The sequence below is a fragment of the Oceanobacter sp. 5_MG-2023 genome (assembly GCF_030548165.1).
In the GTDB taxonomy this organism is placed as follows: Bacteria; Pseudomonadota; Gammaproteobacteria; order Pseudomonadales; family Oceanobacteraceae; genus Oceanobacter.
Genome location: NZ_JAUORS010000002.1, coordinates 296,227 through 316,232, shown reverse-complemented (window position 1 = coordinate 316,232; position 20,006 = coordinate 296,227). Strand labels below are relative to the sequence as shown.

Sequence of the window (20,006 nt, the reverse complement as noted above, 5' to 3'; positions counted from 1 at the left end):
AATCCACCCTCGAGTGATTTACGGACGTAAGGGACATAATCCTTATCGTCGCGCTGGATATGATTGGTGAGCCACAAACCGATGTCTGAGCGGACTTCTTTGGCAACCTTGAAACAGTCTTCGCCGTTTTCGATGCGTTGATTGTAGGACAAAGCGCGATCACGAAAGGCTTCGTGCACTTTGGCATGAGCTGCCAAAATAGGATAATTGGCGCGCTCCATCAAAGTCTCTTCAAAAGCATTGTGTGAGATGGAATAGTCGATCAATGACCCCGCAATCTGTTTTACGGCATCAGAGTCTTGCATCAAAATAGCTCTGTCAACTTCAAGAATATATTCGAATATCCGCTTGTGTTGAGAGTCAATGATATCAATACCTGTTTCAAATTCGGGTATCCACTGGAATTTCTGCATATATATTATTCCTTTAAAATTACAATAAATTCAAAATGAAATCTGACTCATCAAGGCAGCAGTTTTTTGTGACGTTTAATGTTCTTTGTTTGTAAATGTGACCTGGTTCTTGTTTTAATCACAGAAAATAAGACAAGTAGGTCTTGTGGTTTATTTAGGCTCTAAATAAATTCAGACACATTTGTTGACACATAGAAAACCGGTTATTTATTCCATTGTGTTTGTGAGAGTTTTGTTACTCTAGCACCGGGGATTCTTTTGCGTAAATAACAAGATTTGTAAATTTTGTAAGTTTCGTAAGTATGATTGATATTGAGATTTTTTTGATGATCTCATGATCATTCTACTGGGGTATCATGACATATGGGGCGGTGATGAGTGTTATGACTGTTATGACAATGGCTGTGACAGCAGGAGAGAGTGACGTTATTTGAATATATGAAATGGCGGCGTATTGAGATGAGCTGCAGACCTGTGTGGTTTGGCGGTTCACACAAGCCTACAGTCCTACAGCATATCACCATGTGAATAGACATGCTGACCAAGAGGATCAGGCAAAAAAGCGTTTGACCATGCGGCTGACAAATCCACCCTCGAGTGATTTACGGACGTAAGGGACATAATCCTTATCGTCGCGCTGGATATGATTGGTGAGCCACAAGCCGATATCCGAGCGGACTTCCTTGGCCACGTTAAAGCAGTCCTCACCCTCTTCGAGGCGCTTGTCGTAAGAAAGTACCCGTTTCCGGAAGGCTTCATGCACTTTGGCATGAGCATTCAGAATGGGGTAGTTGGCGCGTTCCATTAAGGTTTCTTCAAAGGAATTATGAGAAATTGAGTAATCAATCAATGCCTTGGCAATTTGTTTTACCGAATCCGGATTTCTCATCAGGATGGCTTTATCAACCTCAATTATGTATTCAAATATTCGTTTGTGCTGAGAGTCAATGACATCAATACCGGTTTCAAATTCTGGTATCCATTGGAATTTTTGCATGTCTTAACCTTGTGGATTTTAATAAATCCAGGAAATTGAATTTTATTTAATCAATGAATATAAAGTATATTGTTGATATCTTTATAATCATGGTTGCCGAAATAAAAATTTCAGAGTGGCCAGTATTTTCGCAATTATGTTGTTTTTATGGGTATGCGATTATTATATCTTTAAGGTCGTTTTTTATTGGGTGTTGCTTTCGACTCTGAAAATTGATTTTGATCGATTCTCGAACGAAATCAAAAAATCTTGAATGGTTGATTTCAGTAAAAAAATTGCTAAATGAGTCGGATATGAATGATTGTTTATTCATGTAAAATAAAGCCTTCCAACTACTGCTATGGTGCTAAAAATTTGATGCTAGCAGAAGAAATTATGGATCGCAAATAAAAAATATATTGTTATTTTTGTCAATAGTCAGGGTGGGTTTTCTAAGTTGATAAGCCTATCAATATAAAAGGCAAATCTCTGCCAGGTTGGATTTATATAGAATGGCGCATGGGTTGTTGGGGGCCAGAGTGCCTGGCAAAGCAGGCAGCCTGGGAGTTATGGCGAAGTGATCCGTATGCAGGTTGAACAAATCAGGCAAAAAAGCGTTTCACCATACGGCCGACAAACCCGCCTTCGAGTGATTTGCGGACGTAAGGGACATAATCCTTATCGTCGCGCTGGATATGATTGGTGAGCCACAAACCGATGTCCGAGCGGACTTCTTTGGCAACCTTGAAACAGTCTTCGCCGTTTTCTAGGCGTTGATTGTAGGACAAAGCGCGATCACGAAAGGCTTCGTGCACTTTGGCATGAGCATCAAGGATGGGGTAGCCAGCGCGCTCCATCAGAGTCTCTTCAAAGGCATTGTGTGAGATGGAATAGTCGATCAGAGACCGGGCAATCTGTTTTACAGATTCCGGGTTTTTCATCTTTATCGCCTTGTCGACCTCGAGGATATACTCAAAAATTCGCTTGTGTTGAGAGTCAACTACATCGATTCCTGTTTCGAATCCGGGCACCCACTGGAACTGTTGCATGTGTATTCCTCCTTTAAGTATACGCTAGTCCAGCAAAAGGCATTCCAATATTAAGTTCTTTTAAATCAATGGGTTGAAAATGAGAACAGGGTTTATTTGTCATATTGATGACAACAGAATGTAAGTTTTATGACACTGTCCAGATGGATGGAATTGTAGGCTTTATGACATAGCTCGCGTAAGCGTGATTGCATTGTTGGCAAAAATTTTGCTGTAAAACGAATTGGTTCATATTTAAAACATTGTGTTTGACCGTAAACAACCCAACCCGGTTGAAATACTTATGGGGAAGTCGTGGCAGGTATTGCAGCAAAAGTAGTAGTGATTTGGTCGGGCTAAAGGAGTGCGATTCAAGCCCTTAAGTATTATTCCTGTTATCCGCGGGTCGAGAGATGCTGGCTCTCTATGCCCAGATACGTCATCTGGCTGCAGGAACAGCAATAGCCAGAGGTTGCCGTAACACACCTAAAAGACGCTCCGGTGGACGGACGAAGATGCATGACTCTGGTGAACGAACGACCGCTCCACGTAATGGCATGGATCAGCAATGATAAAAATAATAACAAGGCAGCAACAGCACCGAACAATCATATTGGCACTGCTACTCATGGTCACGGCGACCAGCGCGGCTGCCGAGACCATCCGCTTTGGCATGATCACAACACCAGATCACGCCTGGTCCAGGCTGATGCAACAGTTTAAAAATACCGTAGAAGGCAGCTCTGGCAATACTATTCGGGTGCGTGAATCCCGCTTCGCCAAAGTCCGTGGAGAGTCCAGCATTATCGAACTGTTGGGGCGAGGACAGCTACAGGCGGCGATTGTTGCGGTTGGTTCACTGACCACGCTTGATCCTGCGTTGAATGGCTGGCTGATGCCATACCAGTTCGCCGATACCGGGCAGTTACGTCGGGCGGCGCAGCGGGATGATGCCAAAACCATGTTGGTCGGTCTGGAGCGCCACAACCTGGTGGCGTTGGGGTATGCCTTTTCCGGTATGCGGGTGATTATGTCGCCGGCGGCGATGGCCTCTGTCCAGGATTTGAAAGGCAAAAAAGTAGGCACCTTCCCCAACGACGTATTCTACAACTGGTATCGGCAATTGGGGGCCGATCCGCAACCGATCCAGATTCAGGATATACGCCTCTGGTTTGAACAGGAAAAAATCGACGCTATTGATATCGACCTGGCTACGGCGGTTGATTTGCAGCTGTCTACCCAGGCTCCCAACCTGATGTACACCAGGCATATGGCTTTTCCCGGAGTGTTTGTGGTGTCCAGAAGCTGGTGGGATGCGTTAACGCCAGAACAGCAGCAGGCCATCAGTGCGGCCTTTACCCAGGCAGAGCAGGCAACTTTTGCTGGCTTGGAAAAAGCGGAGCAAGCCGACCTGAAGCAACTGCGCGGGGAGGGCGTTAGCGTGAAAACCTACACCGAAGCCGACTTTAATAGCGTGCCCCAAAAGCTGCGAGACTTTTATTACGGCACTAATGAACGCCTGAAACGTTTTGGTATGGATCAGCCGTAACCGCCTGCTCTGATCGGGTTAAATGGCTGTGGCAGCAGAGCATCGTTCCTTGATACCAAATCAGGGGGAGTTAAGTTTACCGGCCGGGGCAAGGTATTGCCCCATGATAACCCTCTTGCCTGCCAGCGGAATGGCTGTCTGGTGATCCGGGTCGCGGTTGCAATGCCTCGTTCCCCGGGTCAACAGGCTAGAAAGCCAATAACGAGCCTGTGACACCTTCTACGTACCAGTTCATCCGTAATAGCTGATCGTCAGATAATTCTTTACCTTCCTTGATGCGGGTGCTGCCACGATAGCTTTTAATCGGGCCAGCAAATACTGAGTATTGGCCGGACATTATTTCTTGTTGCTTATTGGCTACCAGCCGGCGTATATCCGCGGGAATTTCAGGGCTGATTGAAACCAGCTGAGAGGTAGACTCTGCCATGCCAGTCCATTCACTGTCGGGCTTCCAGGTGTTGTTTAACAGGGCTTGAATGCGATTGATATAATAAGGCCCCCAGTTATGAACAACCGACGCCAGGTGTTTGCTGGGTGCAAATGGACGCATATCTGAGTGGTAGCCGATAACATAAACGTTTTTCTGCTCGGCGATTTCGGCAATGGCGGATGAGTCGGTATGGTGTGTTAATAAATCAACACCGGATTCAATCAGCTGATTGGCCAGCTCAACATCTTTTTCCGGGTCGTACCATTTATAGGTCCAGAGTACTTCGACTTCAGCCGTTGGGTTAACTTCCCTGACTCCCATGGTGAATGCATTGATGCCACGGATAACTTCCGGTATTGGATGCGCAGCAACGTAACCAATTTTGCCATTTTTGGTCATGCTGCCAGCAATCAGGCCAGAGAGGTATCTGGGTTGATAGGCTCGAGTCGCGTAATTGCCCAGGTTTCCACCTTGGCGGGAGCCAGTGGCGTGTTCAAAAATGACATTGGGATTATCGCGGGCAATGCTCTCGGTGGAAACCATATAACCAAACGAAGTAGCAAATACGATATCGTTTCGGTCTGCCAGGTCTTGTAATACCTCACGTGAAGAGCGTCCTTCCGGAACAAATTCAACGACTTCTGTTTCGACTTTATCGCCAAATGTTCTTTCTATCGCAAGACGTCCCTGGTTATGAGAATAGCTCCAGCCAACATGATCGGCTGGGCCGACCAATATGAAGGCAGCTTTGATGGGGGAGGCATAAGCGGTACTGGAAAGGATGATTGGCAATAAGCCAATGGCCAGTACGGCAGCGAAGAAGGCGAATCGGGTAGTGGCAGAACCAATATGGCTGAGCAGGGAAACGGGTTTGATATTCATCACGATTAATGACCTGAGAATGCTTGGTTGCAAAACCTGACCATATGGTCAGCTTGCGGGGATTATCAATATCTCAACCATTCAGGTCAATAAATAATCAATTTGTTAACGGGTCTTATTCGACACAGCGGACAATCCCGCAGAAGGAGCCGTGATTGCGAATGGATGGATGCCTGGTGGTTCGGTTCTGGAAGGATTTGAATTTACGTGGGGAGCGGCCCTGTCCGTGGCCCTCGGATTCCGGGGCCGGCCCGGAATGACAGATTTTTATACGGCCCTGTTTGTGGCTGTCAGGCAGGAGAGGTGTTTGTGCATTTGCATGCCGTAGAGACCGTCGAGTGGCGCGTAGTCGTCGGCCAGCGTCCGTGCCCGACAGGCGGCATTCCGTGTCCGCCGGTCGGCATGTTGCTCTGTTGGGTTACAGCGCCTTGATGGCTTCGATCTGTTCCTTGATCTTGCCCAGATCGCGTTCGTAACCGGTCAGCTTGTCTTTCTCTTTTTCAATCACGGCAGCCGGGGCCTTGGCGACAAAACCGGCGTTGTTCAGCTTGTTGCTGATGCGGCCAATTTCTTTGCCCAGGCGTTCTTCTTCTTTGCCTAAGCGGGCGATTTCCTTGTCTTTGTCGATCAGTCCGGCCATGGGTACCAGCACTTCCATATGGCCAACCAGTTGGGTGGTGGCCATGGGGACGGTGTCGCCGTCGTTGACCCAGGTGATGCTGCTGAGTTTGGCCAGCTTGGCAAGGAAGGTCTGGTTGTCGTCGGCGCGGCGGAAGTCGTCGTCATTGCCGTCTTTTAACAACAGGTCGAGTTCCTTGCTGGGGCCAATGTTCATTTCTGCACGAATGTTACGTACCGCTGTGATAACACCCTGTAGCCATTCGATATCGGCTTCGGCTTCGGTATCGATCAGGGCTTCCTGGGGTACCGGGTAGTCGGCCAGCATTATGGAGGCGCTGGAGTCAGGCCCGCCTTTGCCAGCGAGGTCTTTCACTTGCTGCCAGACGGCTTCGGTGATGAACGGAATAATGGGGTGGGCCAGACGCAGGGTGGCTTCCAGCACGCGTACAAGGGTGCCAAGGGTGCCGAGACGAATCTCGGCGCTGGCGTTTTTGTCCCACAGTACGGGTTTGGACAACTCCAGATACCAGTCGCAGTATTCGTTCCAGATAAATTCGTACAGTGCCTGGGCGGCCATATCGAAGCGGTATTGGTCCATATGGCGACGGACTTCGGCTTCGGTGCGTTGCAGGCGCGAGATAATCCAGCGGTCGGCGAGACTCAGGGCTGCGGCTTCGCCGGTGGCACCACAGGCGGCCAGCATGTCGTCGGTGATGGCAATGGCGGTGTTGTTGGCGGCCGCGGCTTCGACGGCTTCTTCGCCAGCGATGGAGAGCATGACGTAGCGCGAGGCATTCCACAGCTTGTTGCAGAAGTTACGATAACCTTCCAGGCGTTTCATGTCCCAGTTGATATCGCGGCCGGTGGAGGCCATGGCTGCCAGGGTGAAGCGCAGGGCATCGGTGCCGTGGGGGGCGATGCCATCGGGGAATTCTTTTTGGGTGCGCTTGCCGATTTTTTCCGCCAGCTTGGGCTGCATCATATTGCCGGTGCGTTTTTCCATCAGCTCATCGAGGCTGATGCCATCGATCATGTCCAGCGGGTCAAGGACGTTGCCCTTGGATTTGGACATTTTCTGGCCAACTTCGTCGCGGATCAGGCCGGTAACATAGACGGTCTTGAACGGCACCTGGGGCTTGTTGTCGTCGTCTTTACAGAAGTGCATGGTCATCATGATCATGCGGGCAACCCAGAAGAAGATGATATCGAAGCCGGTCACCAGCACATCGGTCGGGTGGAAGTCGGCCAGTCGACGGGCCACTTCCTTGTCGTCGATATTGGGCCAGCCAAGGGTGCCAAAGGTCCACAGGGCGGAGGAGAACCAGGTGTCGAGCACGTCGTTGTCTTGCGTCAGTTCAACATCGTCGGCGAGGTGGTTCTGGGCGCGTACTTCGGCTTCATCGTGACCAACAAAGACGTTGCCTTCGGTGTCGTACCAGGCCGGGATGCGATGGCCCCACCAGAGCTGGCGGGAGATGCACCAGTCCTGGATATCACGCATCCAGCTGAAGTACATGTTTTCGTAGTTTTTCGGTACAAACTGGATATCGCCATTTTCGACCGCTTCGATGGCCGGTTTGGCCAGGGTTTTGGCATCGACGTACCATTGGTCGGTGAGCATTGGCTCAATGACGACGCCGCCGCGGTCGCCGTAGGGCACAGTGAGGTCGTGGTCCTTGATGGCATCGAGCAGGCCCAGTTCGTCGAAGTCGGCAACGATGGCTTTGCGGGCGGCGAAGCGTTCCATGCCCCGGTATTTTTCCGGAATATGAGTGTCGACTTCGGTGTTGACCGAGCCGTCGCTGTTAAACGCCTGGGCTTCGTCGCGAATATCGGCGTTGAAGGTGAGGATGTTGATCATCGGCAAGCCGCAGCGCTTGCCCACTTCACAGTCGTTAAAGTCGTGCGCCGGGGTGATTTTGACGCAACCGGTGCCCTTGGTCATATCGGCGTGTTCATCACCGACGATCGGGATGCGGCGACCCACCAGCGGCAGTTCAATAAATTTGCCAATCAGGTGCTGGTAGCGCGGGTCTTCCGGGTTAACCGCAACGCCGGTGTCTCCGAGCATGGTTTCCGGACGTGTCGTGGCGACCACAATATAGTTCTGGGTGTTGCCATCGGCGTCGGTGTAGGTCTCGCCATCTGCCAGCGGGTAGCGCAGGTGCCACATGCTGCCTTTGGATTCCTTGTTCTCAACTTCGAGATCCGAAATGGCGGTGTGCAGTTTCGGGTCCCAGTTGACCAGACGTTTGCCGCGATAGATCAGGCCTTCTTTGTGCAAGCGGATAAACACTTCTTGCACGGCTTTGTAGAAGCCGTCGTCCATGGTGAAGCGTTCGGTGTCCCAGTCGACGGAGTTGCCGAGGCGGCGCATTTGACGGGTGATGGTGCCACCGGACTGGTTTTTCCACTCCCAGACTTTTTCGAGGAATTTTTCACGGCCCAGTTCGTGGCGATCTGGTTGGCCTTCAGCTGCCAGTTTGCGTTCAACCACCATCTGGGTGGCGATACCAGCGTGATCGGTACCGACCTGCCACAGGGCTTTTTTGCCCAGCATGCGGTGATAACGGGTGAGGGCATCCTGAATGGTGTGCTGGAACGCGTGGCCCATATGCAGGGAGCCGGTGACGTTCGGCGGTGGAATCATGATGGAGTAGCCTTCGCCATCCAGGCCGTCCTGATAGGGCTTGAAGTAGCCTTTGGCTTCCCATTCTTGGTACCAGGTTTGTTCGATGGCGTCGGGCTTGTAGGTCTTGTCCATGGCGGCGGTGTGATCTCAATGGTGGTGCGGCATGCCATCCGGGTAGCCGGGTAGATTGGCAAGCGACTGATTAAACGATAAAAAATGGCGGCCAGTATAGCGGAATCGTGGCGCGTGTTCAGCCGCTGGATGGGCCGGATGTGTTTTCAGGGTGAGTTGCTGGGGGTGTGGTGGAATGGTTGGCCAGTGAAGTTCGTTCAGTGAAGCCCAGGCCACGCGCGGGTCTGGGCGTATGGCCTGGCAGTTCGGGAGCCAGAGTATCAGTCGCGAGGTTTGCTCATCAGGATATTACGCAGTTTTTCGCGCAGGCGGGCCTGGATCACTGGAGTCAGCTCATCGACAAGGGACTCGATCAGTTGCTTCTTCTCGGTGGCCCCCAGCAGGGCGATGGCATCGGAGTCACGCTGTTGTTTTTGCTCTGTCACCCGTTGCATGGTGCGGTGCGCTTCTTCGGCACTGTGTTGGGCCGCCAGACGCTCGGAGGTGAGGCGGTCCAGTATCGACTGCGGCAAAAACGGGTTGGACGATATCTTGGCAGCTATCTCCGGCACGTCAGCGTCAGCTGCTGGAGACTCGGGCAGGACTGGTGCTTCCGGTTCCGGTTCCGGTTCAAAATGCAGGGGCTCCAGAGTGGGGGATTCCGGTTGTTGTGGTGCCGGTGTGATGGCGTCTTGCGGGATATTGCTCTCGGTGAGCGTCGGGATGGTGTCCGTGCCGGAGGTGACGCTGGAGGTTGTGCTGGCCGGGTCTGGGGCAGCGGCGGGTTGGGCTGCTGGCTTGTGCGTCGGTGTATCAGACTGGACTGGTTTGAGGGCGACCGGCTCAATATGCAGGTTTTCAGGTGCCGGGTAGTTATCTTCGACCGGGCCAAAAATGGCATCGAGGGTATCGGAGCTGTGGTCGGATTCGTTCTTGCGTACCATTTCCTGACGCAAGTATTCCAGAATGTCGCTGGCGACAATTCGGGGTTGGCTATCCGCTTCCGGACTTTTGACAGCGGACAGGTGAGGAGGACGCTTGTTTGGCGGATTGATATTGCGTAATACCGGCGGTTCATCTTGGCTGAACAGGTCGCTCAATACCGGGACATCGTCGACAGTATTCAGCTGAGTCAAGGCTTGCTCGAGGTCAATTTGCTCACCAGCGGCATCGTCGAGGACGCGCTGCAAGGTTTCCAGTTCGTCGAGTAAGTTACGCGAATCGTTGTCGGTACTCATGTGCGTAGTCTCATATCCTGGTGAGTAATGGGGTAGCCCCTGTCACGCAAAAAACGGAAATGGTCGCGGGTATGTCCCAGTACGTCATCCTGCTGGATAACAACTTCGACCAGTCGATCAAAACGGCCAAAAAAAGATGGCAGTTGGTCGTTCAGGTTAATCAGTACGTCATGCTGCTCTGTCGGCGCATCTTGCCAGCCTATATGTACCGGGCTTTGGCTTACGGGTCGTTGTTCATCGACCAGGCTGTGTGGCACAAAAGCGGTATGACGAAACGCCCACAGCTGCCGGTCCAGTTGCTCGGCATGGCTGCGAGAACCGGTATGGATATAAATATGCTTGCCCTGGGCCAGGACTTTTTCGGTCAAACGACAGACAAAGTGCTGTTGCTCGTCGATGGTGGTCGCGGCCAGTACATAAAAAAGAATATCGGTCATGCGAGGCGTGGCTGCCGTTGTTGCAGGTCATTAATAAACTGAATGCTACCCGGTTGATGGGGGGCTTTCAAACCGCTTGATGCTATTAAACGAGGATCTTTTATATGTTCTCTGCCGGTGCGGGTTGATCGTTTGATGAATGCGCTGAAAATTGCGAGATACGGACACTAATAGTCAGTTCCAGACCATTCAGGGCCAGTACCTGTTGGCGCTTTTCGGCGGTAATGCGCCAGCCATGTGGTGTCATGGTAAGCAGGTCGGGGAGGGCGGCGGCCGGAATAAATACCTGGCTGCTGTGCTCGCTGCTGCCAACCCGCTCAAATCCCTGTTTTATCATGTCATCAGTTGGATCGTAACTGTCGCTGCGAACGTCGGTATAAATGTGCTGCCGGAGTTCTTGCAAGTGTTGCTGTGCCGGTGTAACCAGCCAGACGGGTGCTTCGGGTTTGAGCAATTCCGCCCAGCGGTCAGCCATGGTCGGGGTAAACACACTGAGTATGGCGTCGAGGCTGCCAGGCTGGAACGGCAGGCGACTGCCACTGGCCACCAGCCAGTCAATCTGTTTGCTGCGTTGGCAGGCGGTACGGACTGCATCCCGTGAAATATCGATGCCGTACAGATGGTGGTGGATATGGTTGGCGGTCAGTTGTTGAGCCAGTGAGGCGGTGTAATAGCCTTCACCACAACCGCTGTCGGCAATATGGAGTGTCTGGGAGGCAGACGTGTTTGCCCGGTCTGCCAATACCGGGATCAGGGCGGTGTTGATGGCATCAGCAATGGCTTGATAATAACCGCCGTTGAGAAACTGTTGTCTGGCCCTGACCATTTCAATATTGTCGCCGGGATTGAGCGAACGCTTCTGGTTGACCAGTAACAGGTTGAAATAGCCCTGGCGGGCGCGGTCAAAACTGTGGCCATTGGCACAGCCCCGGCTGCGGGCGGCACCGTGTTTGTCGGTAGCGCCTGCCAGTTCCGGTAAGGGTTGCTGGCAAACCGGGCAGATCAGAATATCGTTTGCCTGGGGGATGGTCTGTTCTGTGTCTGTGCTTGTCATCGGCTGGCTATCCTAGCAGGCGCTCAAGAATGCCTTCGTACAGGCTGGTGAGGGTGTCGAGGTCGGCGGCATTGATACATTCATTAACTTTGTGAATGGTGTCGTTGCGAGGGCCGAGTTCCACGACCTGTGCGCCGGTCGGGGCTATAAACCGGCCGTCGGAGGTGCCTCCGGCGGTTGACAGTTCGGTCTCGCGACCAGTCACTGCGCGGATGGTATCCACGCAGGCATCAACCAGCGGGCCGTGGTCGGTAAGGAATGGCAGGCCGCTGAGGTTCCATTCAATGTCGTAGTCGACCTGGTGCTTGTCGAGAATATCGCAGGTACGTTGTTTGAGAATGTCGGCAGTGAGTTCGGTGGAAAAACGGAAGTTGAACACCACGGTCATGCTGCCAGGGATAACATTGGTCGCACCGGTGCCGGCATTGATATTGGAAATCTGGAAGCTGGTGGCGGGGAAAAAGTCATTGCCCTGATCCCATTCTTCGCTGGCCAGCTCCGCCAGCGCGGGTGCTGCCTGATGAACCGGGTTACTGGCCAGGTGCGGGTAAGCTACGTGTCCCTGAATCCCCTTGACTGTCAATACTGCGCCGAGTGAACCCCGGCGGCCATTCTTGATGGTGTCACCCACCAGATGGGTCGATGAGGGTTCACCAACAATGCAGGCATCGATTTTTTCGTGCCGGGCTTCCAGTGTTTCAATCACCTTGACGGTGCCGTTGTGGGCCGGGCCTTCTTCGTCGCTGGTGATCAGAAAAGCAATTGAGCCTGTGTGGTCAGGGTGCTTGGCGGTGAAGTTTTCAACTGCGACCACCATGGCGGCCAGTGAACCTTTCATATCAGCGGCGCCGCGGCCATACAGCATGCCATCTACAATTTGGGGTTCAAATGGCGGATATTGCCAGTTCTGTTCCGGGCCGGTAGGCACAACATCGGTATGGCCGGCAAAGCAGACCAGCGGGCCGCTGTTGCCACGGCGGGACCAGAAGTTATCGACTTCACCAAAGCGCAAAGGCTCATTGGTAAATCCGGCGTTGGCAAGACGTTCCATCATTAACGCCTGACAACCTTCGTCTTCCGGGGTGACGGAACGGCGGGCAATCAGGTCGCAAGCCAGTTGTAAAGTAGGGGACATGACAACTCCAGAGGTTGGTGCAGGGCGAAAACGGGCGCGGATAATACCATAGCCTTGAGCGGGATAAAGCGCGTCGCACTGCGCGGTGGTGAAACACCGGTATCGATCACTGATGGTAATGGCACCGGTGTTGTCTTCAGGGCGTGCTGGCCTTGGGGTGGGCGGGGTGTTTGGGGACAGGATGCTTGAGCGGTTTGGCACCGGTAATAACCGCGCTGCGGTAGGGATAGGGGTAGCCGTAATAGGGCCCTACTCCCCAGACAAAGTGATAACGGACCTCAGGAGCTGATGTTTTGCGCCAAAGCTCGATGCCATCGGCCTGGATATGGGCAAAACGATAGGGATGCTCACCAATATGCCCTTCATCCATACCGGTCAGCTGTCCCCGAACGGTAACTAACCGGCCAGACTGGTAGGTTTCCGGGTCAATAAAATAATCGAACTCGGCCCGAAAGCGGCCATCGGAACGGTCGCTGTCTGAACGCGGCTGGCCAGAATCCCACAGCGGGCGCTGCAATATTTCCAGCGTAGTGTGCTGGTCACCATTGATAACACTGATAATTTGCCCGCCCAACACAACGGTTTGATGTTGGTATTGCTCCGGGTTGGCTTGTATCTGTTGCAATGACGGCAACATATCGGGGTCAGGTACTGCGACTGATGACGGGTAGCTGGCACAGCCGGATAGCAGCAGTGCCAATGCGCTGCATCGCAGGCCGGATTGCCAGTGGCGCAGAGAGTGAGGGTGGTGCTGTGAGGTATGACGAAAAAAGTACATAAGCCAAGTTCCCTGTCGTGCTGAATGACGTTGATAGCCAATGGTTTGATATCAGTGCCAGAAGAATAGATCGGCAGGTTTCGCCGTTCTGGCCGCGTGTTACTATGCCGGTTTTTTACTGACATGCCGAGAAGCCTCCATGAGTGAGACACTGACAAAAGATCAGCTGGATACTGTATTGCAAGAAGCGGACTTACTGAAAACCCCGGAGCAAGTGGACGACGCGATCAATCAGCTCGCCGCTGATCTGACTGAGCGCCTGCAAGATACGGTTCCTGTGGTCTATACCATTATGAATGGTGGTCTGGTACTGGCCGGGCGGTTATTGCCCCGGCTGCCGTTTGCGCTTGAGGTTGGCTATATGCACGCTACCCGTTATCGCGGTGATGTGACAGGCAGTACCGAACTGCAGTGGCAAGCACCGCCATCGATACCAATGACGGATCGTACGGTATTGATTCTGGACGATATTTTTGATGAAGGTCATACCCTGGCGGCCGTCGTTGAAGCCTGTCGTCAACAGGGTGCCAAAGAGGTGCTCACCGCCGTTTTGGTCGATAAGCGGCATGATCGCAAAACCGATGAACTGACCGTTGATTACGCCGGTATGGAAGTTGAAGACCGTTATGTCTTTGGTTGTGGTATGGATTACCGTGGCTTCTGGCGTAATTTGCCGGGCATCTATGCGGTCAAGGGTCTGTAACCGGCTGTTGGCCTGCCATAACAAGGGGAATAACCGTTATTCGTTGTGATTGGCAAACGGCTGTTTGTACTGGTGATGTGTCAGATAGTTAACCGTTATTATTGACGGAACTTTTCAAAAAATAACTGTGTCTGAAGCGGCGTTTTACCTCACGGCGGTGATATCACTTCTGTCTGGTTGTGCCCCATTTGCCGTTTAATTGCCAGGGAGATACTGGGTGAGGGATGTTGGATCGTATGTCACTGCGGGTTCCAAAAGCCGCAAGCGGTCGGGACTGCTGCTGTTGCTGGTCACTGCGGTGGCTGGCTGCAGTTCGATTGAGCCGGTTCAGCCTGAGCCGATGACCTTTTCCGGGCTGGCTGAACCTGTTGCCAGTTCCTCTCCCACGGCTGTTGCTGCCGGGCAGGCGGTCACGGACCGCTGGTGGCAATCCTTTGATGATCAGATGCTCAATCGTCTGATTGAAGACAGCCTGGCGAATAATTTTACCCTGCAATCCGCCTGGGCCCGGCTGCAACAAAGTCAGGCGTTGGCCCGGCAGGCCGGGGCGGAACAGTTTCCCACCCTGGATGCGAGTTTGTCGCGCAGCCGCTCATTTGGGCCGGATGCCGGTACCAATCGCTGGCAGGCCGGTTTGTCGGCTGCCTATGAAGTGGATTTCTGGGGGCGGGTCAGTGCGCTGGAACAGCAAGGTCAATTGGATGCCCTGGCCAGCGCAGCCAGTGTGCGGGTAGCAGCCAATACGCTTGCAGGAGAAGTCGCCCAGGCCTGGTTTGGCTGGTTGCGGCAACAAGGTCGTATCCAGTTGCTAAGCCAGCAACAACAGCGGGTTCGCTCGGCGTTGGCTATCACCGAAGTGCGATTCAATCGTGGGCAGGTGGCTATTTCAGATGTCTGGCAACAACAGCAATTATTGGAAAATCTCTCCGCCAGTTTGAGTGCTGATCAGGCCCAGCAAATTATCTATCAGCAGCAACTGGCGGTCTGGCTGGGTCGCAGCGACTGGCTGCAGAGTGAGCTTGTTCCTGAATTGGCCGCCATGCCACCACGGCCGTTGCCACGACTGCCGTCTTCATCCCCCCGTGTTTCTCTGTCAGCCTTGCAACAACGGCCAGATGTGCAGCAATCCTGGTTTGCCTTGCAATCGGCGAATGCCGCGCTGGCGGCAGCCATTGCCAACCGCTATCCAAGGCTGACGCTGTCGGCGTCTTATTCGGCATCCGACGCCAATCTGGCCGATATCTTTGATAACTGGGTAGGGAATCTGGCGGCGGGTCTGGTCGCACCCCTGCTGGATGGTGGCCGTCGCCGCGCAGCGGTGACCGCGTCGGAAGCGGGAGTGCAGGCGACGGTGGCGGATTATCAGCAAACCTTGTTGGCGGCAGCCCAGACCGTGCAGCAACTCCTGGTGCAGGAACAACAGGCCAGTGACCAGCTGGCCAGCCTGGTCAAACAATTACACCTGGCCCGTAAAACAGAAGCCTTCCAGCTGGCGCGCTATCGGCGCGGGGTGGGGGATTTTCTGGCGTTGCTCAACGTACAACAGGACGTACTGGCGCTGGAGCAAACAGTACTCGATGGCCAATGGCAGCAGTTGCAATACCGTATTCAATTGTATCGATCGGTCAGTCACGGCGATTTCACCGGGGCGGATGCTGGAGAATCACAACCATGAAGGACAACCGGAATATGAAACAACCCACAGGCTTGCACAAGCAAACCGGTAATGTCTGGCTGGTACTGCTGGTGCTTGTACTGGGAGGCGCGGCAGCCTGGATCGTGCTGACCACCGCCCCGGTGCCGGAGCGGGTAAAACCCGTGGTGCAGGCGCGGCTGGTTGAAGTGCAGCGCCCGGGCGCTGGCGGACGGCCAACCTGGACGGCGGGTGGTCAGGTGTCAGCGGCAGAGCGAATCCTGCTGCAGGCCCAGGTCAGCGGTCGGGTTGTCTCGGTGGCCAGCGAGGCATTGCCGGGAGCGACCCTGAAGGCCGGTGCGCGGCTGCTGACCATTGAACCACGGGATTATGAGCTGGCGTTGCAGCGATACGAAGCGGCTCGCATTCAGGCGCAAGCCGATCTGGATCTGGAGCTGGGGCAGTCCGCCCTGGCCGCCGACGAATACCAATTGGCGCAGCGAGAGCTGACCGGTGCCGACCGGGCGCTGGTGTTACGAGAACCGCAGCTGGCCAGTGCCAGGGCCAAGCTGCTCAGTGCCAGGGCGGAGACCGACCAGGCCCGACTGAACCTGGCGCGTACCCGCGTGACGATGCCGTTTAACGGTCAGATACTGTCACGCAATGTGGCGGTTGGCAGTCAGGTGAGCAGTTCAGTCGAGCTGTTTGAACTGGTGAATACCGATGAATTCTGGATCGAAGTCAAAGTGCCGCGCAATTTTCTGGCCTGGCTGGATGTGGATGCCCCGATCCGGCTTTATCACCCCAGCTGGGGTAAACAGAGCCGCGAAGCCCGCATTCTGAACCTGTTGGCCGACGTCGACGAGCGTGACCGCCAGGCCCGGCTAATGGTTGCCGTAAGTGATCCACTGAGCCTCAAGGACCCGGAACAGCCGGTGTTGATGCTGAATGATTTTGTCTCTGTCGAGCTGCAAGGCAAGGCCATTCCCAATAGCGTCACCGTGCCATTACAGCAGCTGAATGACGATGGCAGCCTCTGGGTCGTGAACAACAACCAAATGGTACGGCGCACCCCCGAGGTCTTGTACCGGGGCCGGACCCGGGCCTGGATTGGCGCGGGCCTGCAGCCGGATGATCAGTTGCTGGTTAACCGGCTGGACAGTGTAACGGAAGGCTTGCCGGTGCGGCTGGCCAACTGGGCGGATGCTGGCGCGGCTGTGGAAGCCGCCGACGGCACCTCCAGTCGTGAGCCAGAGGTGACACCATGAGTGCGGCGCAGGGGAATGGCCCGATCGCCTGGATGTCACGCCATGGCGTGGCGCCCAACCTGTTGATGGCCGTATTGATCATTGGCGGCTTTCTGATGTCGCTGACCATCCGCAAGGAATTTATTCCATCCTACGAAGCGGACATGATCATCGTTCAGGTGAGCTACCCCGGTGCAACGCCCACCGAGATGGAGCAAGGGGTGGTACTGCCAATTGAAAATGAACTGGCAGAAGTCGATGGCCTGAAAGAGATCAACTCAACCGCCTCCCAAAGCAGCGCCAGAGTCACGATTGAGCTGGATAACGGTACGGACCGTCAGCAGGCGTATCAGGATGTGCAGCAGGCAGTGAACCGGATTACCACCTTTCCGGGGCAAATGGAGACACCGAGCGTCAGTATTGCCAGCCGTAATATCAGCGTGGTGGAAATGGCGATTTTTGGCCCGCTGGATACCTTTGCCCTCAAACGTCTGGCCGAACGGGTCAAGGATGAGTTGTTATCGTCGGCAGAGATTTCCAAGGTCGAGCTGACCGGTACCCCCGACGAAGAAATCCATATCGAAATTCCCCAGTCTGCACTCCAGCGTTATGGTCTGTCGTTGCAAGATATCGCGACAGCGGTGGGCAAAAATGCCATCGAACAAAGTGCTGGAACCGTGCAAACCCCGGGAGGCGATATTCTGGTGGCGCTCGACCAGCGGCGCTATTGGGCGGGAGAATTCAACGACATTCCGGTGATCGCTGATGCTGGCGGTGTACGGCTGCGGCTGGGGGATATCGCCCAGGTAAGCGAAGGTTTTGGCGACAGCCGCAGACTGGTGACGTATGACGGCCAGGAAGCCATCCGTTACGACATATACCGTTCTGAACAACAAACACCCCTGACCGTGGCCGCCGCCGTACACGAAAAACTCGACGAGATTCGTGGCTGGTTGCCCCCGGGGGTCAAGATTGTGGTCACCGATGACGATGGCAAAACCTACAACCAGCGGGTCGGGTTGCTGATCAAAAACGCCGCCATCGGGCTGACACTGGTGCTGGTGCTGTTAAGCCTGTTTCTGGAATACCGGCTGGCGTTCTGGGTCACCATGGGGATTCCAACGGCGTTTTTAGGCGCCTTGCTGTTGCTGCCTGCGGTGGATATGTCGATCAATATGATCTCGATGTTCGCCTTTATTGTGGCCCTTGGCATCGTGGTGGATGACGCCATTATTGCCGGTGAAAATATTTACGAACACATGCAGAAAGGCATGCCGTTTGCCGATGCAGCGGTGGTGGGTGCCAAAGAAGTCGCCAGTCCGCTGGCCTTTGCCATTCTGACCAACGTGGCAGCCTTTCTGCCCTTGCTGGCACTGCCTGGCATGATGGGGAAATTGTTCCTGGCGATTCCGATCGTGGTGATCAGTTGTTTTCTGATTTCCTGGCTGGAGGCATTGTTTATCCTGCCATCCCATCTGGCGCATTTGAAAGAAAAACCGGAAAGCCGTTTAGGGCAAAAAATGGATGCCTTGCAACTCAAGGTTGATGGCTGTCTGGGACGTTTTATCGACCGGGTTTATCGCCCGACCCTGAAAGTCAGTTTGCGCAACCCGGGGTTGACCCTGGCCATCGCGCTGGCACTGGGGCTGACGGTACTGGCCTGGGCATTCAGCGGGCGGATGGGTTTCAGTATGTTTCCGCGTCTGGAAGGCGAGTTTACCGTTGCGGCGGTCGAGCTGCCCTCCAATGCGCCGTTTGAACAGGCGCTGGATGTCCGGTTACAGCTGGAAGCCCGGCTGCGCGATATCGTCGAGCCGGTTGAAGCTGCCGGAACGCCCTTGCTGCTGAGTATTGAAGGCAGTATCAATGGCTCAACCATCGAAGTGGAAGCGCGGCTGGTGGACTCTGAAATCCGTCCCATCAGCGCCCACGAAGTGGCCAAACGCTGGCGTGCCGCCATGGGAGAAATTCCCGGTATTCGCAGCATTACCTTCGATTCTGAACGCGGTGGCGGCCCGTCCGGTGGTCGCGGCCTGACGGTGGAGCTGCGCGGCAACGATATCGACCTGCTGGCGCAAGCCAGTGAAGACCTCAGTGTGTTTATGTCGCATCTGGGTAACGTCAAGGATGTTGCCAGCAGTTTTACCAGTGGCAAACCACAATGGGATGTGGCGATCAACGACCTCGGGCGCAGCCTTGGGCTGGAGTCGGATGATGTGGCCATGCAGGTGCGGGCGGCCTTGTACGGTGCCAGAGCCTTGCGGCAGCAACGCCAGCGTAACGAAGTCACCGTACTGGTACGCTTGCCCCAGAACGAACGTCGCTACAGTGCCGATATCGAGCGCTTGATGATCCGTACGCCAGCCGGTGGTTATGTGCCATTGGCAGAAGTCGCGGTGCTGGAGAAAACCGTCTCGCCATCGAGTATTTCACGCCGGGCCGGGCGGCAAGTGGTGAACGTAACCGCCGATGTCGAACCGCGTACGCAAATCCCGGCCGTGATGACGGTGTTACAGGAAGAAGCCTTTGTCGACCTGCAAGCCAAATACCCCAGCCTCGACTTTGATTTTCGGGGACGTCAGGCCGATACCCGTGAAAGCATGAGTGTGATGCAGCTGTACGGGTTGTTCTCGTTACTGCTGATTTACGTTTTGTTGGCGATTCCGTTCCGCAGTTATGGCCAGCCATTGCTGGTGATGCTGGTGATTCCCTTTGGCGCGGCCGGAGCGATTCTGGGTCATATTATCCTGGGATACGGACTGTCGATTATCAGCCTGATGGGGATTGTGGCACTGGCCGGTGTGGTGGTGAACGACAGTCTGATTCTGGTGGACTACGCCAACCGCATCCGGGCAAAACGCCAGCTGACGGCACTGGAAGCCATCAGTGAAGCCGGAGTGCGACGCTTCCGGCCCATTTTATTGACCACTCTGACCACCTTTGGTGGGTTGGCTCCCATGGTCTTTGAAACCTCACGCCAGGCACAGTTTATTACCCCCATGGCGGTATCACTCGGATTCGGGATTCTGTTTACCACCTTTATTTGCTTGCTGGTGTTGCCTGCCCTGTATGTATTGCTGGATCAGTTACTGAGCAAATTGTCGGGTACGGCGGAGCCATTGAATAGTTGATTGCCAGA

16 protein-coding genes are annotated in these 20,006 nt (G+C 54.1%); 5 read left to right on the top strand and 11 right to left on the bottom strand.

Annotation, left to right across the window (positions count from 1 at the left end; genetic code table 11):
* The 3 genes from Q4551_RS02970 to Q4551_RS02960 all read right to left on the bottom strand — a co-directional run.
* Window positions 1-413 (bottom strand): bacteriohemerythrin (locus tag Q4551_RS02970; RefSeq protein WP_303431712.1); only part of this gene is annotated, 413 nt, incomplete at its 3' end.
* A 550-nt stretch (window positions 414-963) separates the two neighbouring features.
* On the bottom strand, window positions 964-1,410 hold the full coding sequence (locus tag Q4551_RS02965; protein ID WP_303431710.1) for a bacteriohemerythrin: 447 nt from the start codon (window positions 1,408-1,410) through the stop codon (window positions 964-966).
* A 581-nt stretch (window positions 1,411-1,991) separates the two neighbouring features.
* The gene (locus Q4551_RS02960; RefSeq protein ID WP_303431709.1) at window positions 1,992-2,438 is read right to left on the bottom strand and encodes a bacteriohemerythrin; all 447 of its coding nucleotides are present in this window, start codon (window positions 2,436-2,438) and stop codon (window positions 1,992-1,994) included.
* A 607-nt stretch (window positions 2,439-3,045) separates the two neighbouring features.
* Between Q4551_RS02960 and Q4551_RS02955 the strand changes: the two genes are divergently transcribed.
* Window positions 3,046-3,966 carry a TRAP transporter substrate-binding protein gene (locus tag Q4551_RS02955; protein WP_303431708.1) on the top strand — a complete coding sequence of 307 codons (921 nt, stop codon included), beginning with the start codon at window positions 3,046-3,048 and terminating at the stop codon, window positions 3,964-3,966.
* A gap of 187 nt (window positions 3,967-4,153) precedes the next feature.
* On the opposite strand, the gene Q4551_RS02950 is transcribed toward Q4551_RS02955, so the two are convergent.
* The 8 genes from Q4551_RS02950 to Q4551_RS02915 all read right to left on the bottom strand — a co-directional run bounded on the left by Q4551_RS02950 (window position 4,154) and on the right by Q4551_RS02915 (window position 13,284).
* Entirely contained in the window at window positions 4,154-5,278 is a 1,125-nt protein-coding gene (locus tag Q4551_RS02950) for a BMP family ABC transporter substrate-binding protein (protein ID WP_303431707.1), read from the bottom strand.
* A gap of 418 nt (window positions 5,279-5,696) precedes the next feature.
* Window positions 5,697-8,663 carry a valine--tRNA ligase gene (locus tag Q4551_RS02945; RefSeq protein ID WP_303431706.1) on the bottom strand — a complete coding sequence of 989 codons (2,967 nt, stop codon included), beginning with the start codon at window positions 8,661-8,663 and terminating at the stop codon, window positions 5,697-5,699.
* Between the two features lie 15 nt (window positions 8,664-8,678).
* Window positions 8,679-8,879 carry a hypothetical protein gene (locus Q4551_RS02940; protein ID WP_303431705.1) on the bottom strand — a complete coding sequence of 67 codons (201 nt, stop codon included), beginning with the start codon at window positions 8,877-8,879 and terminating at the stop codon, window positions 8,679-8,681.
* A gap of 44 nt (window positions 8,880-8,923) precedes the next feature.
* On the bottom strand, window positions 8,924-9,880 hold the full coding sequence (locus Q4551_RS02935; RefSeq protein WP_303431704.1) for a hypothetical protein: 957 nt from the start codon (window positions 9,878-9,880) through the stop codon (window positions 8,924-8,926).
* A complete protein-coding gene (locus Q4551_RS02930; protein ID WP_303431703.1) occupies window positions 9,877-10,317 on the bottom strand; it encodes a DNA polymerase III subunit chi in 441 nt (146 codons plus the stop codon). Before Q4551_RS02930 ends, Q4551_RS02935 begins: the two co-directional genes overlap by 4 nt.
* A 100-nt stretch (window positions 10,318-10,417) precedes the next feature.
* Entirely contained in the window at window positions 10,418-11,371 is a 954-nt protein-coding gene (locus Q4551_RS02925; RefSeq protein ID WP_303431702.1) for a putative RNA methyltransferase, read from the bottom strand.
* 7 nt (window positions 11,372-11,378) lie between these two features.
* Window positions 11,379-12,506 carry a succinyl-diaminopimelate desuccinylase gene (dapE, locus tag Q4551_RS02920; RefSeq protein ID WP_303431701.1) on the bottom strand — a complete coding sequence of 376 codons (1,128 nt, stop codon included), beginning with the start codon at window positions 12,504-12,506 and terminating at the stop codon, window positions 11,379-11,381.
* A gap of 136 nt (window positions 12,507-12,642) precedes the next feature.
* The gene (locus Q4551_RS02915) at window positions 12,643-13,284 is read right to left on the bottom strand and encodes a Slp family lipoprotein (protein WP_303431700.1); all 642 of its coding nucleotides are present in this window, start codon (window positions 13,282-13,284) and stop codon (window positions 12,643-12,645) included.
* Between the two features lie 139 nt (window positions 13,285-13,423).
* Between Q4551_RS02915 and Q4551_RS02910 the strand changes: the two genes are divergently transcribed.
* From Q4551_RS02910 to Q4551_RS02895, 4 genes are all read left to right on the top strand, one after another.
* Entirely contained in the window at window positions 13,424-13,987 is a 564-nt protein-coding gene (locus Q4551_RS02910) for a hypoxanthine-guanine phosphoribosyltransferase (protein WP_303431699.1), read from the top strand.
* A gap of 217 nt (window positions 13,988-14,204) precedes the next feature.
* Window positions 14,205-15,662, top strand: coding sequence for a TolC family protein (locus Q4551_RS02905; RefSeq protein WP_303431698.1), 1,458 nt, complete (start codon window positions 14,205-14,207; stop codon window positions 15,660-15,662).
* A gap of 14 nt (window positions 15,663-15,676) precedes the next feature.
* A complete protein-coding gene (locus Q4551_RS02900) occupies window positions 15,677-16,888 on the top strand; it encodes an efflux RND transporter periplasmic adaptor subunit (RefSeq protein WP_303431697.1) in 1,212 nt (403 codons plus the stop codon).
* Complete coding sequence (locus tag Q4551_RS02895) at window positions 16,885-19,998, top strand: efflux RND transporter permease subunit (protein WP_303431696.1); 3,114 nt, start codon at window positions 16,885-16,887, stop codon at window positions 19,996-19,998. Before Q4551_RS02900 ends, Q4551_RS02895 begins: the two co-directional genes overlap by 4 nt.
* Window positions 19,999-20,006 lie beyond the last annotated feature (8 nt).